We start from the raw sequence: 15,195 nt of genomic DNA on the forward strand, positions 1-15,195 counted from the left end.
ACCGCCGCCGCGAACGGGGCGATCTTCGCCTCCGCCAGCGCACGCACCGACTCCCGGAGCATCTCGTGCTCCTCGGAGGTCCGGTACAGGTCGAAGTCCTTGCCCATGGTCTTGAGCTCCCTGGAAATGCTTGTGGCACCTGGCTTGTGGCACCCGGAATCGGCTACGGCACCGCGTATGGCACTGAGTACCCTCAGCAAAACACACTCAGTGCCATGACGCCAGAGCGCCCCGACGGCGTACAGCCGTCGGGGCGCCCAAGGAGACCGTGCGGTTGGTTTCCGTTAACTCTCCGCATCCGCCGCATCGGCCTCCTCGTGCCGCCTGCGGGTCTCGTCGTACTCGGCCGCCAGCCGCTTCGCGCGGTCCTGGGACATGTCCAGGCCGGTCAGCACCGCGGGGGTGCTGATGCTCGGCAGGACGTGCTGGAGGAGGACGACGACGCGGTGCGTCAGATCGTCACGACCGCAAACCACCTGGGACATGGTCTGGATGCCGGCGAAGGCCCCGGAGAACAGCTCCGCGGTGTCCACCACGTCGACGTGGGGCAGGATCTCGCCCCGCGCCTTGGCGGCGGTGAGCGCCTCCGCGACCTGGTCCACCCACGCCTGGAACGGCGCCGCGCGGTCCACGCCCGTGGCGCCGCTGTCGAGGGCGAGCGCCACGCTCGCCTGGACCAGGGGATCGGTCTGCAGCCGGTGGGCCAGGAGGAAGCCCTGGTCCACCAGCTCCTGGAGCTTCACGTCCTGCGGCGTCAGGGGCTCGTCGAGCAGCTGGGCGTTCAGGACCCCGAGGGCGAGTTCTTCCTTCGAAGCAAAGTGGAAATACAAAGCCCCCTTGGTCACCCCGGCGCGCGCCAGGATCTCCCCGATCGTCGCCCGCTCGTAACCGCGCTCCGCGAAGACCGCCGCCGCCGAATCGAGAATGATCCGCCGGGTCCTGATCGCACGCGCTTGCTGCGCCAAGGTGCCTCCTGCTGTCTCGCTGTCCGTGCTCACCCTGTGACGTGAAGCATTGAAAAGAAAACCGTACTGTACGTATTCTACGCGCGACCTAACTCGGCGGACCTCGACGGGCAATGCAAGGGGAGTCATGGATCGGAACCTTCAAGGACTGTCAACTCCGGTCCCCGCAGAGTTCGTTCACCGTGCCGATCCCGCCGACATCCTGCCCACCGGCTGGACCCGCAGCGCAGAGAACAGATTCTCCGTGACGGCTCGCTGGCCTGCCGCCCACCCCTTCTTCGTACCGCGGACGGGTGACCGGCACGACCCGCTTCTCGTCGCGGAGACCATGCGTCAGGCGACCATGCTGGTATGTCACGCGGAATTCGGGGTACCCGAGACCGATCAGTTCGTCATGTGGGACCTCTCCTACGACGCCGTCGCCGAGGAATTGACCCGCGACGAGAGACCGGCGGAGATCACCGTCGACCTCCTCTGCACCGACATACGCACCCGGGGACGCGGCCTGCGCGAGATGCGCACCTCCCTCGTCCTCAGCCGGAACGGCCGCCGGCTCGCCTCGGGCGGCGGCGGCATCAACTGCACCTCCGCCCCCGCCTACCGCAGGATGCGGGGCGCCCGCCTCGCCGCCCTCGGCGCGCCGGTCCCGCTGCTGCCCGCCCTGCCCCCGCACGCCGTCGGCCGCGACCGCGAGCAGGACGTCGTGCTCGCCCCCGGCGACGCCCCGGGCCGCTGGCGGCTGCGGGTGGACACCACCCACACCACCCTCTTCCGCCGCGCCAACGACCACGTCCCCGGGATGCTGCTCCTCGAAGCCGCCCGCCAGGCCGCCGTGGCCGCCACGGGCGACGACGGACTGCTGCCCGTCGGCATCGACGCCCGCTTCCACCGCTACGCCGAGCTGGACGAGCCCTGCTGGATCGAGGCCGAGGTCCTGACCGGCCTCGACCGGGACGCCGTCACCGTCCAGATCCTCGCCCACCAGGGCGGCGAAGCGGTCCTCGACTGCACGCTCACCTCACCGCGGCGCGTCGCGGCGGCGGCCGGCTTCGCCCCCGCCCTCCGCGTCGCCGGCTGACCGCTCCACCGGCCCCACCCGCACCGACCGGAAGAACCCATGGGAACCCGCATCCTCGTCACCGGCGCCACCGGTTTCATCGGCGGCCGGGTCGCCGCCGCGGCCGCCGCGCACCCGGACCTCGACCACGTGCGGCTGCTCGTCCGGAGCCCCGACGCGGCCGCCGCGTCCACCGGGGCGGAGCCCGCCGGCCGGGCTGCCGGGCCCGTCGTCGAGACCGTCCGCGGGGACCTCCGCGACCGCGGGGCGCTGCGCCGGGCCTGCGACGGGATCGACGCCGTCGTCCACTGCGCCTCCGCGATCGGCGGCGACGAGGAGCTGCTGCGCGCCGTCAACGAGCACGGCACCCGGGACCTCGTGGACGCCGCGCGGCGGGCCGGCGCCGCCCGGATCGTCGCCCTCAGCACCGCCTCCGTGCACGGCCGCGGCCCCTTCCGCGCCGCCGACCCCGACCTCCTCCCGCTCGCACCGGGATCGGCGACCAGCCGCACCCGGGCCGCCGGGGAGCGGTACGTCCTGGACGCAGGCGGCAGCGTGCTGCGCCCGCACCTGGTGTACGGGACGGGGGACCGGCAGGTCGTCCCCGGGCTCCTCACGCTGCTCGCCGCCCTGCCGGGACCGCTCGGCGGCACCGGCTCGCTCCACTCGATGATCGAGGCGGAGAGCCTGGCCGGCGCCCTGCTGGGCGCCGCGCTCTCCCCGGCGACCAGGCCGGGCGCGTACGTCGTCTCCCACCCGGACCCGGTCTCCGACGCCGAGCTCCTCGCCGCCGTCGAGCCCCTGCTGCCGGAGCCGGTACGGGCCGCCCGGGGCCCCGCGGTGGAGCTCGCCGAGGCCCGCGCGCTGCTCGCCGGGAACCCGCTCGCCGCCCACCACCTGGAGCTGTTCGGCGTCGACCACTGGTTCGCCGACGAGCGCCCCTGGACGGACTTCGGCCGCGGCCCCGGCCCCGCCTTCACCGCCGCGTTCCCGCGCCACCTCCCCTGGTACCGGGAGCTGCTCGCCGCCCGCGGCTGAGCCGTACCCGCTCCGCACCACCCCCACCCGCAGCACGAGGCAGGACGTACCCCCATGGCCGGACTGGCAGGCAGGACCGCGATCGTCACCGGCGCGAGCCGGGGCATCGGACGGGGGATCGCCGAGCGGCTGGGCCGCGACGGCGCCCTCGTCGCCGTCCACTACGGCAGCGACGCGGCCGCCGCCGCCGCGACCGTCGAGGCCGTGGAGCGGGACGGCGGCCGGGCCTTCGCCTTCGGCGCCGCGCTGGACCGCCCGGACGCCGTCGACACCTTCTACGCCGCCCTCGACCGGGGCCTCGCGGAGGCCGGCGCGGGGCGGGAGGTCGACATCCTGGTCAACAACGCGGGCGCCAGCGGCTCCGGCCGGCTCCACCAGCTCACCCCGGAGGTCTTCGACCGGCTCTTCGCCGTCAACGTGAAGGCGCCGCTCTTCCTCGTCCAGCGGGGCCTCGAACGGTTCCGCGACGGCGGGCGGATCGTCAACATCTCCTCCCTGACCTCCCGCAACGCCTATCCCGAGTCCGTCACGTACGCCATGACCAAGGGGGCCGTCGACACCATGACCCTGGCCCTCGCCAAGGAGCTCGGCCCGCGCGGGATCACCGTCAACACGGTCGCCCCCGGATTCGTCGCCACCGACATGAACGCCCGCCTCCGCACCACCCCCGAGGCCGCCGCCGCGCTCGCCGCGCACGCGGTCCTCGGCCGGATCGGCACCCCCGGGGACATCGCGGACGTCGTCGCCTTCCTCGTCTCCGACGACGCCCGCTGGGTCACCGGCCAGTACCTGGAGGCCGGCGGCGGGGCGGGTCTGTGAGGCCGGGGAGCGGCCGGGCCGCGGGCCCGGCGGGATCCGGAAGGGACGGCCTAAGGTGGGGGCACGATGACACGTTTCCGTGAGAGCGTCCGCTCCCTGCTGCGCGAGCAGGTGCTCGACGCCGCCTACGACCTCGTCGCGGCCGAGGGGTGGGGCATGCTGCGCATGACCGCCATCGCGCGGTCCGCCGGGATCAGCCGCCAGACCCTCTACAACGAGTTCGGGTCGAAGGAGGCGATCGGCGGGGCGCTCGTCCAGCGCGAGCTGGAACGGTTCCTCATCGGGATCCAGGGGGAGCTGGACGCGCACCGGGGGGACCTGGAGCGGGCCGCGGAGGCGGGGGTCGGGTACACGCTCCAGCAGGCCGTCGACAATCCGCTGATCAAGAGCGTGCTGCTCGCCGCGCGGGGCGGCGCCGACGCCGACCTGCTCGCCTATCTGACCACCCGCACCGACCCCGTCTTCGGCACGGCGATGGCGCTGCTCGACGCGTACGCGATCGAGGCGTGGCCCGACGTGGACGAGGACTCGCGGGGGCTCGCCGTCGAGACCATCGTCCGGCTCACCGTCAGCCACATCGTCCAGCCGGTGGCCACCCCCGAGGCGTCGGCGCGGCGGATCGCCCGCATCACGGCCCGGGTCGCCCATCCGGGCGGCCGCCCCGCCACCTGATCAGACCGCCGTCAGCGGGACGGCGGCGGACAGCACCGTGCCCTCGCCGGGCGCGGACTCCACGGTGAGCGTGCCGCCGAGCTGACGGGCCCGGGTGCGGATGGCCGGCAGCCCGTGGCCCCGCACCCCGCCGTCCGGCCGGACCTCCGCCGGGTCGAAGCCCCGGCCGTCGTCGGCGACGTCGAGGACCACCTGGTCGTCGAGGTAGGTGAGGGTGACCGCGGCGGTACGGGCGTCCGCGTGCTCCCGCACGTTCGCCAGCGCGCCCTGCGCGATCCGCAGCAGCGCCGACTGGACCCGGTCGGGCAGCCGGCGGGCCGGGACGCCCTCGACGTGGCAGCGGACGGCCAGCCCGGCGGTGGACTCCCGGCGGGCCAGGGTGCGCAGCGCCTCGTCCAGGCCGCCGCCCCCGGCGAGGTCGGCCGGGGCGAGGTCGTGGACGAAGCGGCGCGCCTCCGTGAGGTTGTGCTCGGCGATCGTGCCAGCGGCGCGCACGTGCCGGTGGGCCGTCTCGGGGTCCGTCCGCCAGGTGCGGTCGGCGGCCTGGAGCAGCATCCGCTGGCTCGACAGGCCCTGGGCGAGGGTGTCGTGGATCTCCATGGAGAGCCGCTGCCGCTCGGCGAGGGTGCCCTCGCGGCGTTCGGTCGCGGCGAGCTCGCGCCGGGTGCGCACCAGGTCCGCGATCAGCTCGCGCTGGCGCTCGGTCTGCTGGTCCATGCGGACGAAGACGGCGACGCAGATCGCGGCGATGGCGGGCGGGGCGAGCAGGATGTCGAACTCGAAGCGGCCGGCGAGCCGCAGCTGCGCGGTGACCGAGACCACCGTGAGCAGCCCGATGAAGGCGGCCGCGGCGGGCGGGCGCAGCGTGCGCAGCCCGAGATGGAAGAGGGGGATCGAGCACCAGGCGAAGCTCGGGGCCAGGAAGACGAGCGCGATCCAGGCCGCCGAGCAGGCGCCGAGCCAGAGGTGCCGGCGGGTCCGGTCGCCGCCGAGCGCGGGCTCGGCGAGGTACAGCACGGCGAGGACGGCGGCGAGCGTGACCACCCAGGGCGCGATCCCGTCGCCGGTGTGGCGCATCAGGAAGCGGGTCAGCGAGGAGCCGAGCAGCAGGAAGAAGCCCACGTGGAGCAGGACCCGGAACCAGCGGGCCTCGTCGTCCGCCGCCCGGGGACCCCGCTCCGGGTCCGCCGCCGTCCTTGCCCCGTCCCACCGCGCCATGCCGTGCCGCACCTCTCCGCTCGCCGACCGGATGAACGGAGCAAACCTCTCATACCGGCGGAAGCGGCGGTTTCCTAGCCGACGTGGACGTGCGGGCGCCGGGCGCGGTCCGGCTCCGCCTCGCGCAGCACCTCGCGGGTGACCGGGGCGATCTCGCCCTCGCCGAGGAGGAAGAAGCGGAGGAAGTTGGCGAAGGGGTTGCCCTCGGTCCACTCGAAGTAGATGTGGGGGCGGGTGCCGGTCATGTCGCGGGCGTGCAGCAGGAGCGCCGCCAGGGCGTTCGGGACGGAGGACGACTCGACGGTGAGGACCCGGTAGCGGTCGTGCAGGACCTCGCCGCGGACGGTCAGCCCGGCCTCGAACTCGGACGGGTCGGTGATGGTCACCTCGACGAAGACGAAGTCGTCGGTGGTCGGGAGTTCGTTGTCGGCGCGGATCTGCTCGATCTTGTCGCGGTACTCGGCCCGGTCCCGCCGGTCCGGCTCGTTGGCGATGAACCGGGGCGTGCGGTGCGCGATGTCCCGGACGAACAGCTCCGCCGTCGGGTCCAGCTCGACGTGGGTGACGCGCAGCTCGAAGGCGCGGCCGAGCCGGGAGAGGAAGGAGATGAGGATGATGCCGGCGATGAAGCAGGCGCCGATCTTCACGCCGTCCGGGCGCTCGATGACGTTGAGGACGGTGGTGTAGAGGAAGACCGCGGAGATGACGCCGAAGCCGATCGTCCAGCCGCGCTGCCGGGCCTTGCGTGCCGCGATGGTCACGGCGATGGAGGCCGAGCAGATCAGCACGAGGACACCGGTCGCGTACGCGCCGCCCTGGGCGTCCACGTCGGCGTCGAAGATCCAGGTGACGAGGAAGGCGACCAGGGTGAAGACCAGCACCATCGGGCGCACGGCCCGCGCCCAGTGGGGGGCCATGCCGTACTTGGGAAGGTAGCGCGGCATCAGGTTGAGCAGGCCGGCCATGGCGGAGGCGCCCGCGAACCAGAGGATGGCGATCGTCGAGACGTCGTAGACGGTGCCGAAGGCGTTGCCCAGGTACTCGTGGGCGAGGTAGGCCAGCGCGCGGCCGTTCGCCTTGCCGCCGGACTCGAACTCCTCGTGCGGGATGAGGACGGTGGTGATGAAGCTGGTGCAGATCAGGAAGACGCTCATGATCAGCGCGGCGGTGGTCAGCAGCTTCTTGGTGTCCCGGATCCGGCCGGCGGGCCGCGCCTCGGTGTCACCGGGGTCGCCCTTGACGTGCGGCATCACGGCCACGCCCGTCTCGAAGCCGGAGAGGCCGAGGGCGAGCTTGGGGAAGACCAGGAGGGCGACGCCGATCATCGCGAAGACGTCGCCGTGCTCCTGGGTCAGCGCGGCGGACCAGTCGGTGACCACGTGCCCCTCGGTGATCACCTGCCACAGGCCGGTGACGACGACGACCGCGTTGAGCCCCAGATAGATCGCGACGAGGGCGACGGCGACGCCGATCGCCTCCAGGAAGCCCTTGAGGAAGACCGCGCCGAGCAGCGCGATCAGGATCATCGTGATGATCACCTGCTTGTCGTGGAGCGCCGACTCCAGGTGCGGGTTCTCCACCAGGTGGGTGGAGGCGTCGGCCGCCGACAGCGTGATGGTGATGAGGAAGTCGGTCGCGGCGAAGCCCAGCAGGGTGAGGACGAAGAGCTTGCCCTTCCAGAAGGAGAGCAGCCGCGACAGCATCGCGATCGAGCCCTCGCCGTGCGGGCTCTCCTCCGCGACCCGCCGGTAGACCGGCAGCGCGCCCGCGAGGGTGACGAGCACCAGGACGACGGTGGCGACGGGGGAGAGCAGTCCGGCCGCGAGGGCGGCGATGCCGGGCTGATAGCCGAGGGTGGAGAAGTAGTCGACACCGGTCAGGCACATCACCCGGTACCACGGCTGGCCCTTGTGCCCGGCGTCCGGCGCGGACTCGGCGGGCCGGGAGGGTTTGCCCTTGCCCATGTCGGACAGGCCCTCCAGCATCCACGCGCGCAGCGTGCCCGTGCGCGTGTCGTTCGAGGTGGACATGGGTGCTCCCGGGCTGACGGTGAGGGGTGGGTTCCGGCCCGCCGGACGGGCGGGACGGGTCAGCCTAAGCAGCGGGAGGAGCACGGATCCGCGCCAGCGCGTCAGGGATCCGTCAAGATCCCCCGGGCGGGCGTCGTCTCTGTCACACCGCGTCCCCCGGGCCGTGCTCCCCGGCCCGGGCCGGCACGGTCCGGGCGGTCCCGGTCACAGCCAGCCGTTGCGCCGGAAGCCCCGGTGGATGACGAAGCAGGACAGCGCGATCACCCCGAGGACCACCGGGTAGCCGTAGGTCCAGCGCAGCTCCGGCATGTGGTCGAAGTTCATGCCGTACACCCCGCAGACCATGGTCGGGACGGCGACGATCGCCGCCCAGGCGGTGATCTTCCGCATGTCCTCGTTCTGGGCGACCGTGACCTGGGCGAGGTGCGCCTGGAGCACCGAGTCGAGCAGGGTGTCGTACGAGGCGACCTGCTCGGTCACCCGGGCCAGGTGGTCCGTGACGTCCCGGAAGTACGCCCGGATCTCCGGGTCCACCAGCGGCATGGGCCGCGTGGCGAGCGCCGTCAGGGGGCGGGCGAGCGGGGCGACCGCCCGGCGCAGTTCGAGCAGCTCCCGCTTGAGCTGGTAGATCCGCCCGGCGTCCCGGCGGTCCGCCTGGTCGGAGAAGACCGCGTTCTCGATCGCGTCGAGGTCGGTCTGCACCGCGTCCGCGACGGCCAGGTAGTCGTCCACCACGTGGTCCGCCATCGCGTGCAGCACCGCCGACGGCCCCTTGGCCAGCTGCTCCGGCATCGCCTCCAGCGCCTCGCGCAGCGGTCCGAGGGAACCGTGCCCGCCGTGCCGGATGGTGATCACGAAGTCGGGACCGACGAAGGCCATCAGCTCGCCGGTGTCCACCACCTCGCTGGTGGCGGTCAGCTCCTCGTGCTCGACGTACCGGACCGTCTTCAGGACGGCGAACAGCACGCCGTCGTACTCCTCGACCTTGGGCCGCTGGTGGGCGTGGACCGCGTCCTCCACGGCCAGCGGGTGCAGCCCGAAGAGCTCGGCCAGGACCGTGAGTTCCTTCTCCGCCGGCTCGTGCAGGCCGATCCACACGAATCCGTCCCCGCCCCGGCGCACGTACCGCAGCGCGTCCTCGGCGCTCGCGCCCCGGACCGTCCGCCGCACCCCGTCGACGTACACCACGCAGTTGACGACCGCGCTGCCGAGCGGCGAGCGGGCCGGATGGCTCAGGTCCACCGTCCGCCGGTAGGTCCGGCGGACGGCGGTGCGCAGACGCTGGATGACGGACACGGCGGTACTCCTTCGGCAGACCGGGAGCCAGTGTGCCACCGTGCGGGGCGCGGGATCAGCCCGCCGCCGGAGGTGCGCCGAGGACGCGGTCGAGGTACGGGTTGGAGAGGACGCCGGACGGGTCGAGGCGGTCCCGCAGGGCCACGAAGTCGTCGAAGCGCTCGTAGCGGGGGCGCAGCTCGGCCGCGTCGAGGTCGTGCATCTTGCCCCAGTGCGGCCGGCCGCCGTAGGAGCCGAGGATCCGCGCGCAGGCGTCGAAGTACCGGCGGTACGGCATGCGGTGGTACTGGTGGAAGGCGATGTAGCAGCTCTCCCGGCCCTGCGCGGTGGAGAGCCAGATGTCGTCGGCGGCCGTGAAGCGGACCTCCAGCGGGAACGACACCGGCTCGCCCTGGGCGTCGACCCACGCCCGGAGCTCCCGCAGCGCCTCGGCGGCGTGCTCGCGCGGGATCGCGAACTCGCCCTCGTGGAAGCGGACGTCGCGCACCGAGGCGAAGATCTTGTACGCGTGGTCGGTCCAGGTCCGGGACGACATCGCGCGGGCGGCGAAGCGGGTGATCGGCGGGACCAGGCGCGGCACGCGGGTGCCGAGCCGGTTCAGGGCCTCGAAGCCGGGGCCGCTGACGGCCTCGTCGAGCCGCCGGGAGAAGGCGCCGATGGGGGAGAGGGGCGCGTCGCCGGGCAGCCGGCGGAAGCGGCGGGTGAGCGTGGTCTCGCTGTGCGGGAACCAGAAGAACTCGAAGTGGTCGTTCTCCGCCACGAGTTCGTCGACGCGGCCGAGCGTCTCGGCGACCGGCATCGAGGTGTCCCGGGCGTGCAGGGCGTAGAGCGGGACGGTCTGGAGGGTGACCTTGGTGATGATGCCGAGCGCCCCGAGGCCGACCCGGGCCGCGGCGAAGAGCTCGGGCCGCGCGTCCGGCGAACAGACCGTCACCGACCCGTCGGCCAGGACGAGTTCGAGCGCCCGCACCTGGGTGGCGATGCCGCCGAAGCGGATGCCGGAGCCGTGGGTGCCGGTGGAGATGGCGCCCGAGATCGTCTGCCGGTCGATGTCGCCCATGTTCTCCAGGGCGAGGCCGTGCGAGGCGAGCAGCGGGTTCAGCTTCCACAGCGGCATGCCCGCGCCGACGGTGACGAGCCCGGTCCGCGGGTCCACCGCGTCCACGGCGTCGAGCAGGTCGAGGCGGAGCTGGACGTCGGGGGCGACGGCGACGCCGCTGAACGAGTGCCCGGAGCCGACCGCCTTGACCCGCAGCCCGTCCCGTACCGCGTCCTTCACGGCGGCGGCGACGTCCTCGGTGCGTGCCGGGCGCAGCACGCGCCGGGGGCGGGCCTCCTCGTTGCCGGCCCAGTTGCGCCACACGCTGCCGTTCTCGCTGCCGCTCATGCCGGGCGTTCCCTTCGGGCCGGAGGTGGTCGGATCGGTCGTTCCGTGGCGGGTTACCGCCGGTTCTCGCTGTCCGGAAGGGTGGACTTGGTCAACCGTCCAAGTCAAGGGTCCTGAAGTCTTGACTTGGACGTACGACCAAGAGACCGTGACGGCGTCGCGAACGTCGAGGGTGCGGGCCCGCGCGCGCCCCTCACCGGTCCAGGCCCCGCACGCGCTCCGCACCGGTCCACGGCTCGCGCAGGTCCAGGGCCCGCACCGGTCCACGTTCCGCCGAGGTTCACGTTCCGCCGAGGTCCACGTCCCGCCGAGGTTCACGTCCCGCCGAGGTCCACGAAAGGCCGCCCATCATGGCAAGCGCCCGCCCCGACGCCGCAGCCGCCGCGTCCGCCCCGCGCCCCGCCGGCTTCGCCGACCTGGAGAAGGCGACCGCCGGACTCCAGCCGCCCTTCGCCGTCGTGGACCTCGGCGCCCTGCGCGCCAACGCCGCGCAGATGGCCCGCCGGGCCGGCGGCAAGCCGATCCGCCTCGCCAGCAAGTCGCTCCGCTGCCGCGCCCTCATCGACGACGTCCTGGCCCGCCCCGGGTACTCCGGCGTCCTCGCCTTCACCCTCCCCGAGGCGCTCTGGCTCGCCGCCCACGACCCCGGGGCGGACGTCCTCGTCGGCTACCCGACCGCCGACACCGACGCGCTCCGCCGTCTCGCCGGCGACGAGGACGCCGCCGCCCGGATCACCGTGATGATCGACTCCGTCGAGCAGCTCGACCTCCTCACCGCGGCGATCGGCCTCTCCGGCCCGCCGGTCCGCGTCTGCCTCGACCTCGACGCCTCCCTCCGCCTGCTCGGCGGCCGGGTCCACCTCGGCATGCGCCGCTCGCCGCTGCACGCCCCCGCGCAGGCGGCGGCGCTGGCCCGCGCCGTCGTGGCCCGCCCGCGGCTGCGGCTGGTCGGCGTGATGGCGTACGAGGGGCAGATCGCCGGCGTCGGCGACGACCAGCCGACCCAGGCCCGTCCGATGCGCACCGCCGTCCGCGCGGTCCAGCGGCTCTCCGCCCGCGAACTGCGCGCCCGCCGCGCCGCCGCCGTGCGCGCCGTCCGCGAGGTGGCGCCCCTGGAGTTCGTCAACGGCGGCGGCACCGGCAGCCTGGAGACCACCTCCGCCGAGCCCGCCGTCACCGAACTCGGCGCCGGCTCCGGCCTCTACGCCCCCGCCCTCTTCGACCACTACCGCGGCTTCAGCCCGCTGCCCGCCGCCTTCTTCGCGCTCGCGGTGGTCCGCCGGCCCGCCCCCGGTCACGTCACCGTCCTCGGCGGCGGCTGGACCGCCTCCGGCGCCCCCGGCCCGGACCGCCTGCCCGTCCCCGTCCACCCGTCGGGGCTGCGGATGCTCGGCTCCGAAGGCGCGGGCGAGGTGCAGACGCCGCTCGCCGGGCCCGCCGCCGACACCCTCCGGTTCGGCGACCGGGTCTGGTTCCGGCACGCCAAGGCGGGCGAGCTCTGCGAACGCGTCGACACCCTCCACCTCGTCGACCACGACCGGGTGGTGGACGAGGTCCCGACCTACCGCGGCGAGGGCATGGCCTTCCTGTGACCCTCCCGGGGGGAGGGCGTGCCCACGCCCGCTGCGGTACGTTGACCCGGCCCGCCGCCCCGGCGGCCGGGTCCCGACGGCCGGGTCCCTGCTCTCCGGCCCTCTACCGTCCAGGCCCACCCGGGCCGGCGCCGACAGTCCCGCCCCGCCCGCCCCGCCCGCCCCGCTCCGAGGAGGCCGTCCCATGCCCCGACTCTCCGCCGGCGAGCGCCGTGAGCAGCTGGCCGAGGCGGCGATCCGGGTCATGATCCGGGACGGCGTCGCGAAGACCACGACCCGGGCCGTGGTCACCGAGGCGGGAGCGCCGCTCGGCGCCTTCCACTACTGCTTCCGCTCGAAGGAGGAGCTGCTCCAGACCGTCATCGAGCGGATCATGGAGCGGAACCTCCCGCCGGCCGACCTCACCCACCCCGAGGGCGCCACCCCCTTCGAGAAGGTCCGCGCGATCCTCCACGCCTACTGGGAGCAGATCCGGGCCCGCCCGGACGAGCACCTCGTCACGTACGAGGTCACCCAGTACGCGCTCCGCAGGCCCGGGCTCGCCGACCTGGCCCGGCGTCAGTACCGGCACTACCTCGACGTGAACCGCGCCCACCTGGAGTCGATGGCCCGGGCGGCCGGCCTCGTCTGGACCGTGGACCTCGCGGTCCTCGCCCGCCATGGTCTCGGGGTCCTCGACGGCCTCACCCTCACCTGGCTGATCGACCGCGACGACATCCAGGCGCTCGCCGCCCTCGACGAGTACGCCCGCTACCTCGCCTCGGTCGCCGTGCCCCGCCCCTAGGTCCTGTCGTCCGGACCCTGCCGGACTTGCCCGGGCCCTGCCGCACCCTGCCGGACTTGCCCGGGCCCCTGACTCCGGATGCGTCTCGTTCCCGAGCGTGGCAGTTTGGGCGGAAATGCGTCGGTCAAGGAGGCGGACATGGCGGAGCGCGCGGTGCCGACGGCGGAGGAGGCGCGGCGGACCGCCGCCGAGGCGTGGATCTGGGGGTACCCCCTCCTGGAGAACCACCGCACCCTCTCCGCCCAGGTCGTCGACCCGGCCGACCCCCGCGCCGTCGGCGGGTTCGGCCGCTTCCGTCACTTCTCGGAGCCCGCCACTCCGGCCGACACCGACGTCGTCACGCCCAACAACGACACCCCCTACTCCCTGGCCTGGCTCGATCTCCGGGCCGAGCCCTGGGTGCTCTCGGTCCCCGCGACCGACCGCTACTACGTGCTGCCGGTGCACGACCTCGACACGGTCTACGCGGGCTTCGTCGGCGCGCGCGCCACCGGCCCCCGGGCGGGCGACCACCTCATCGCCGGACCCGGCTGGACGGGCCCCGTCCCCGACGGTGTCGCCTCCGTCGTGCGCACCGCCACCCACCTCGTCGGCATCGTCGGCCGCACCTACCTCGCCGGACCCGAAGACGTCCCCGCCCTGCGCGCCGTGCAGGAGGGGTACCGCCTCCGCCCGCTCTCGGAGTACACCGACAGCGCCGCCCCGCATCCGGCGGAGGAGCCGGTCTGGCCGGTCCGGCGCGAGGGGGACACCGACACCGTCGAGTTCTTCGCCGTCCTCGACTTCCTCCTCGGCTTCTTCCCCGTCCTCGACGCGGACCGTGACCTGCGGGCCCGGCTCGCCGCCCTCGGCGTCGACGGCGGCGGCGAGTTCGAGCCCGCGGCGCTCTCCCCGGAGCTCCGCGCGGCCCTCCGGGCGGGCATCGCCGACGGGCGGGCCGAGCTCACCGCGGCGGCCGCCGCCCTGACCCGCTCCGACCACCTCTTCGGCACCCGCGACGCGGTCGGCGCCGAGCCGCTGCGCCGTGCGACGGGTGCCCACGACGGTCTCTACGGGCTGCCCGAGGCCGAGGCGTGGTACGGCATCCCGCAGCGCGACCCGGCCGCCGACGGCCCGCCGGACGGGTCCCGGCACGCGTACACGCTCCGCTTCGCCCCCGGGCGGCTCCCGCCCGCCCGGTTCTTCTGGTCGGCCTCGCTCTACGGGCTGCCCGAACGGTTCTTCACCGAGAACGAGATCGACCGGTACGCGATCGGCGACCGCACGCCCGGACTCGTCCACGACGACGACGGGGGACTCACCCTGTACCTCGCGCACCGGCGGCCGGCCGACCCCAAGCACGCGGCCAACTGGTTGCCCGCCCCGGCGGGGCCCTTCGTCGTGGTGGTCCGCCTCTACGGCCCCGATCCCTCGGTCCTGGACGGCCGCTGGAGCCTGCCGCCGCTCACCCTCCACGACGGGACGGACGCCTGACGGCCCCGCCGGCGGCTCCGCGCGGGAGGGGCCGCCGGTCCTCGGCGACGCTCCGCGCGGGAGGTCAGCGGTCCTCGGCGGCGGTCCGGGTCTCCTTGACGGTGTAGGTGGCCGCGGGCTCCCGCGGCGTGCCGTCCGCCTTCATCTCGCGCGCCTCGGCCTTGAGGATGCGGCTCGCCTTGCCGGCGTTGCGCGCCAGCTCCGGCAGCTTCCGCGCGCCGACCACCAGGGCGACGACGACCAGCAGGATCGCGATCTCGCTCATACCGAACACGGGGACTCTCCTGGCGGGGGACGGGGCGCTGGTCGGACCCGCGTCAATCTACAGGGACGTAGAAGGACCGGGTAGGGTCACCCCCCGAACGATGAACGGCACCCGGGTGGCCCGGGCGAGCGGCCGGGAACGACGAGGGGGACGACGGATGAAGAAGCGGGACGAGGGCGCGGAACCGGGTGTGCGCCGGCGCGGCCAGGGCGAGCTGGAGGTCCAGGTCCTCGCCGCGGTGCGCGCCGCCGGGGGACCGGTGACCGCCGGCCGGGTGCGGGAACGGCTCGGCGGCGGACTCGCGTACACCACCGTCATCACCATCCTCACGCGCCTGCACGCCAAGGGGGCCGTCGCCCGCGAGCGCGTCGGCCGGTCCTTCGAGTGGACCGCCGTCGCCGACGAGGCCGGGCTCGCCGCCCTCCGCATGCGCCGGCTGCTCGACGGCGAGGGCGACCGCGAGGCCGTCCTCACCCGCTTCGTCACCACCCTCCCCGCCTCCGACGAACAGCTCCTGCGGGAACTCCTGGCCCGCGCCGAGGCGGAGGACGCCGGGGCGGAGGACGGGGCGGAGGACCACCGGACGGGGGAGGGCTGAC

At 74.1% G+C, this 15,195-nt stretch carries 15 protein-coding genes; 8 read left to right on the plus strand and 7 right to left on the minus strand.

Features of this window, described 5'->3' with window-relative positions; all coding sequences use genetic code 11:
• Together ACFVU3_RS21960 and ACFVU3_RS21965 are read right to left on the minus strand one after the other, a co-directional pair.
• On the minus strand, window positions 1-107 hold a 107-nt coding region (locus ACFVU3_RS21960; protein ID WP_242483871.1), incomplete at its 3' end, for an acyl-CoA dehydrogenase family protein.
• A gap of 177 nt (window positions 108-284) precedes the next feature.
• On the minus strand, window positions 285-965 hold the full coding sequence (locus ACFVU3_RS21965; protein ID WP_390068502.1) for a ScbR family autoregulator-binding transcription factor: 681 nt from the start codon (window positions 963-965) through the stop codon (window positions 285-287).
• Between the two features lie 127 nt (window positions 966-1,092).
• Between ACFVU3_RS21965 and ACFVU3_RS21970 the strand changes: the two genes are divergently transcribed.
• The 4 genes from ACFVU3_RS21970 to ACFVU3_RS21985 all read left to right on the plus strand — a co-directional run bounded on the left by ACFVU3_RS21970 (window position 1,093) and on the right by ACFVU3_RS21985 (window position 4,551).
• Window positions 1,093-2,043 (plus strand): ScbA/BarX family gamma-butyrolactone biosynthesis protein, encoded by a 951-nt coding sequence (locus tag ACFVU3_RS21970; RefSeq protein WP_390068504.1) that lies wholly within the window; start codon window positions 1,093-1,095, stop codon window positions 2,041-2,043.
• 39 nt (window positions 2,044-2,082) lie between these two features.
• Window positions 2,083-3,060, plus strand: a complete 978-nt coding sequence (locus ACFVU3_RS21975) for an NAD-dependent epimerase/dehydratase family protein (protein WP_390068506.1) — start codon at window positions 2,083-2,085, stop codon at window positions 3,058-3,060.
• 54 nt (window positions 3,061-3,114) lie between these two features.
• Window positions 3,115-3,879 carry an SDR family oxidoreductase gene (locus tag ACFVU3_RS21980; protein WP_390068508.1) on the plus strand — a complete coding sequence of 255 codons (765 nt, stop codon included), beginning with the start codon at window positions 3,115-3,117 and terminating at the stop codon, window positions 3,877-3,879.
• Window positions 3,880-3,945: 66 nt separating this feature from the next.
• Window positions 3,946-4,551 (plus strand): TetR family transcriptional regulator, encoded by a 606-nt coding sequence (locus ACFVU3_RS21985; protein WP_390068510.1) that lies wholly within the window; start codon window positions 3,946-3,948, stop codon window positions 4,549-4,551.
• Here ACFVU3_RS21985 and ACFVU3_RS21990 read toward each other — a convergent pair whose 3' ends face one another.
• The 4 genes from ACFVU3_RS21990 to ACFVU3_RS22005 all read right to left on the minus strand — a co-directional run bounded on the left by ACFVU3_RS21990 (window position 4,552) and on the right by ACFVU3_RS22005 (window position 10,482).
• Window positions 4,552-5,769, minus strand: a complete 1,218-nt coding sequence (locus ACFVU3_RS21990; protein ID WP_390068511.1) for a sensor histidine kinase — start codon at window positions 5,767-5,769, stop codon at window positions 4,552-4,554.
• Window positions 5,770-5,843: 74 nt separating this feature from the next.
• On the minus strand, window positions 5,844-7,799 hold the full coding sequence (locus ACFVU3_RS21995; RefSeq protein ID WP_390068513.1) for an amino acid transporter: 1,956 nt from the start codon (window positions 7,797-7,799) through the stop codon (window positions 5,844-5,846).
• Window positions 7,800-8,003: 204 nt separating this feature from the next.
• A complete protein-coding gene (gene corA, locus ACFVU3_RS22000; protein WP_390068515.1) occupies window positions 8,004-9,095 on the minus strand; it encodes a magnesium/cobalt transporter CorA in 1,092 nt (363 codons plus the stop codon).
• A 55-nt stretch (window positions 9,096-9,150) separates the two neighbouring features.
• A complete protein-coding gene (locus ACFVU3_RS22005) occupies window positions 9,151-10,482 on the minus strand; it encodes a D-arabinono-1,4-lactone oxidase (protein ID WP_390068517.1) in 1,332 nt (443 codons plus the stop codon).
• 350 nt (window positions 10,483-10,832) lie between these two features.
• Here ACFVU3_RS22005 and ACFVU3_RS22010 point away from each other — a divergent pair, with 350 nt between their 5' ends.
• From ACFVU3_RS22010 to ACFVU3_RS22020, 3 genes are all read left to right on the plus strand, one after another.
• Window positions 10,833-12,074: an alanine racemase gene (locus ACFVU3_RS22010; RefSeq protein ID WP_390068519.1), complete on the plus strand. Its 1,242-nt coding sequence runs from the start codon at window positions 10,833-10,835 to the stop codon at window positions 12,072-12,074.
• 184 nt (window positions 12,075-12,258) lie between these two features.
• Window positions 12,259-12,858, plus strand: a complete 600-nt coding sequence (locus ACFVU3_RS22015; protein WP_390068521.1) for a TetR/AcrR family transcriptional regulator — start codon at window positions 12,259-12,261, stop codon at window positions 12,856-12,858.
• 138 nt (window positions 12,859-12,996) lie between these two features.
• Complete coding sequence (locus tag ACFVU3_RS22020) at window positions 12,997-14,331, plus strand: DUF1254 domain-containing protein (protein WP_390068523.1); 1,335 nt, start codon at window positions 12,997-12,999, stop codon at window positions 14,329-14,331.
• Window positions 14,332-14,395: 64 nt separating this feature from the next.
• Here the strand turns inward: ACFVU3_RS22020 and ACFVU3_RS22025 are convergent, their stop codons facing one another.
• The gene (locus ACFVU3_RS22025) at window positions 14,396-14,596 is read right to left on the minus strand and encodes a twin-arginine translocase TatA/TatE family subunit (protein ID WP_390068788.1); all 201 of its coding nucleotides are present in this window, start codon (window positions 14,594-14,596) and stop codon (window positions 14,396-14,398) included.
• Between the two features lie 157 nt (window positions 14,597-14,753).
• On the opposite strand from ACFVU3_RS22025, the gene ACFVU3_RS22030 reads away from it, so the two are divergent.
• On the plus strand, window positions 14,754-15,194 hold the full coding sequence (locus tag ACFVU3_RS22030; protein WP_390068525.1) for a BlaI/MecI/CopY family transcriptional regulator: 441 nt from the start codon (window positions 14,754-14,756) through the stop codon (window positions 15,192-15,194).
• Window position 15,195: the final 1 nt, after the last annotated feature.

The organism is Streptomyces sp. NPDC058052 (genome assembly GCF_042885515.1).
Lineage (GTDB): Bacteria > Actinomycetota > Actinomycetes > Streptomycetales > Streptomycetaceae > Streptomyces.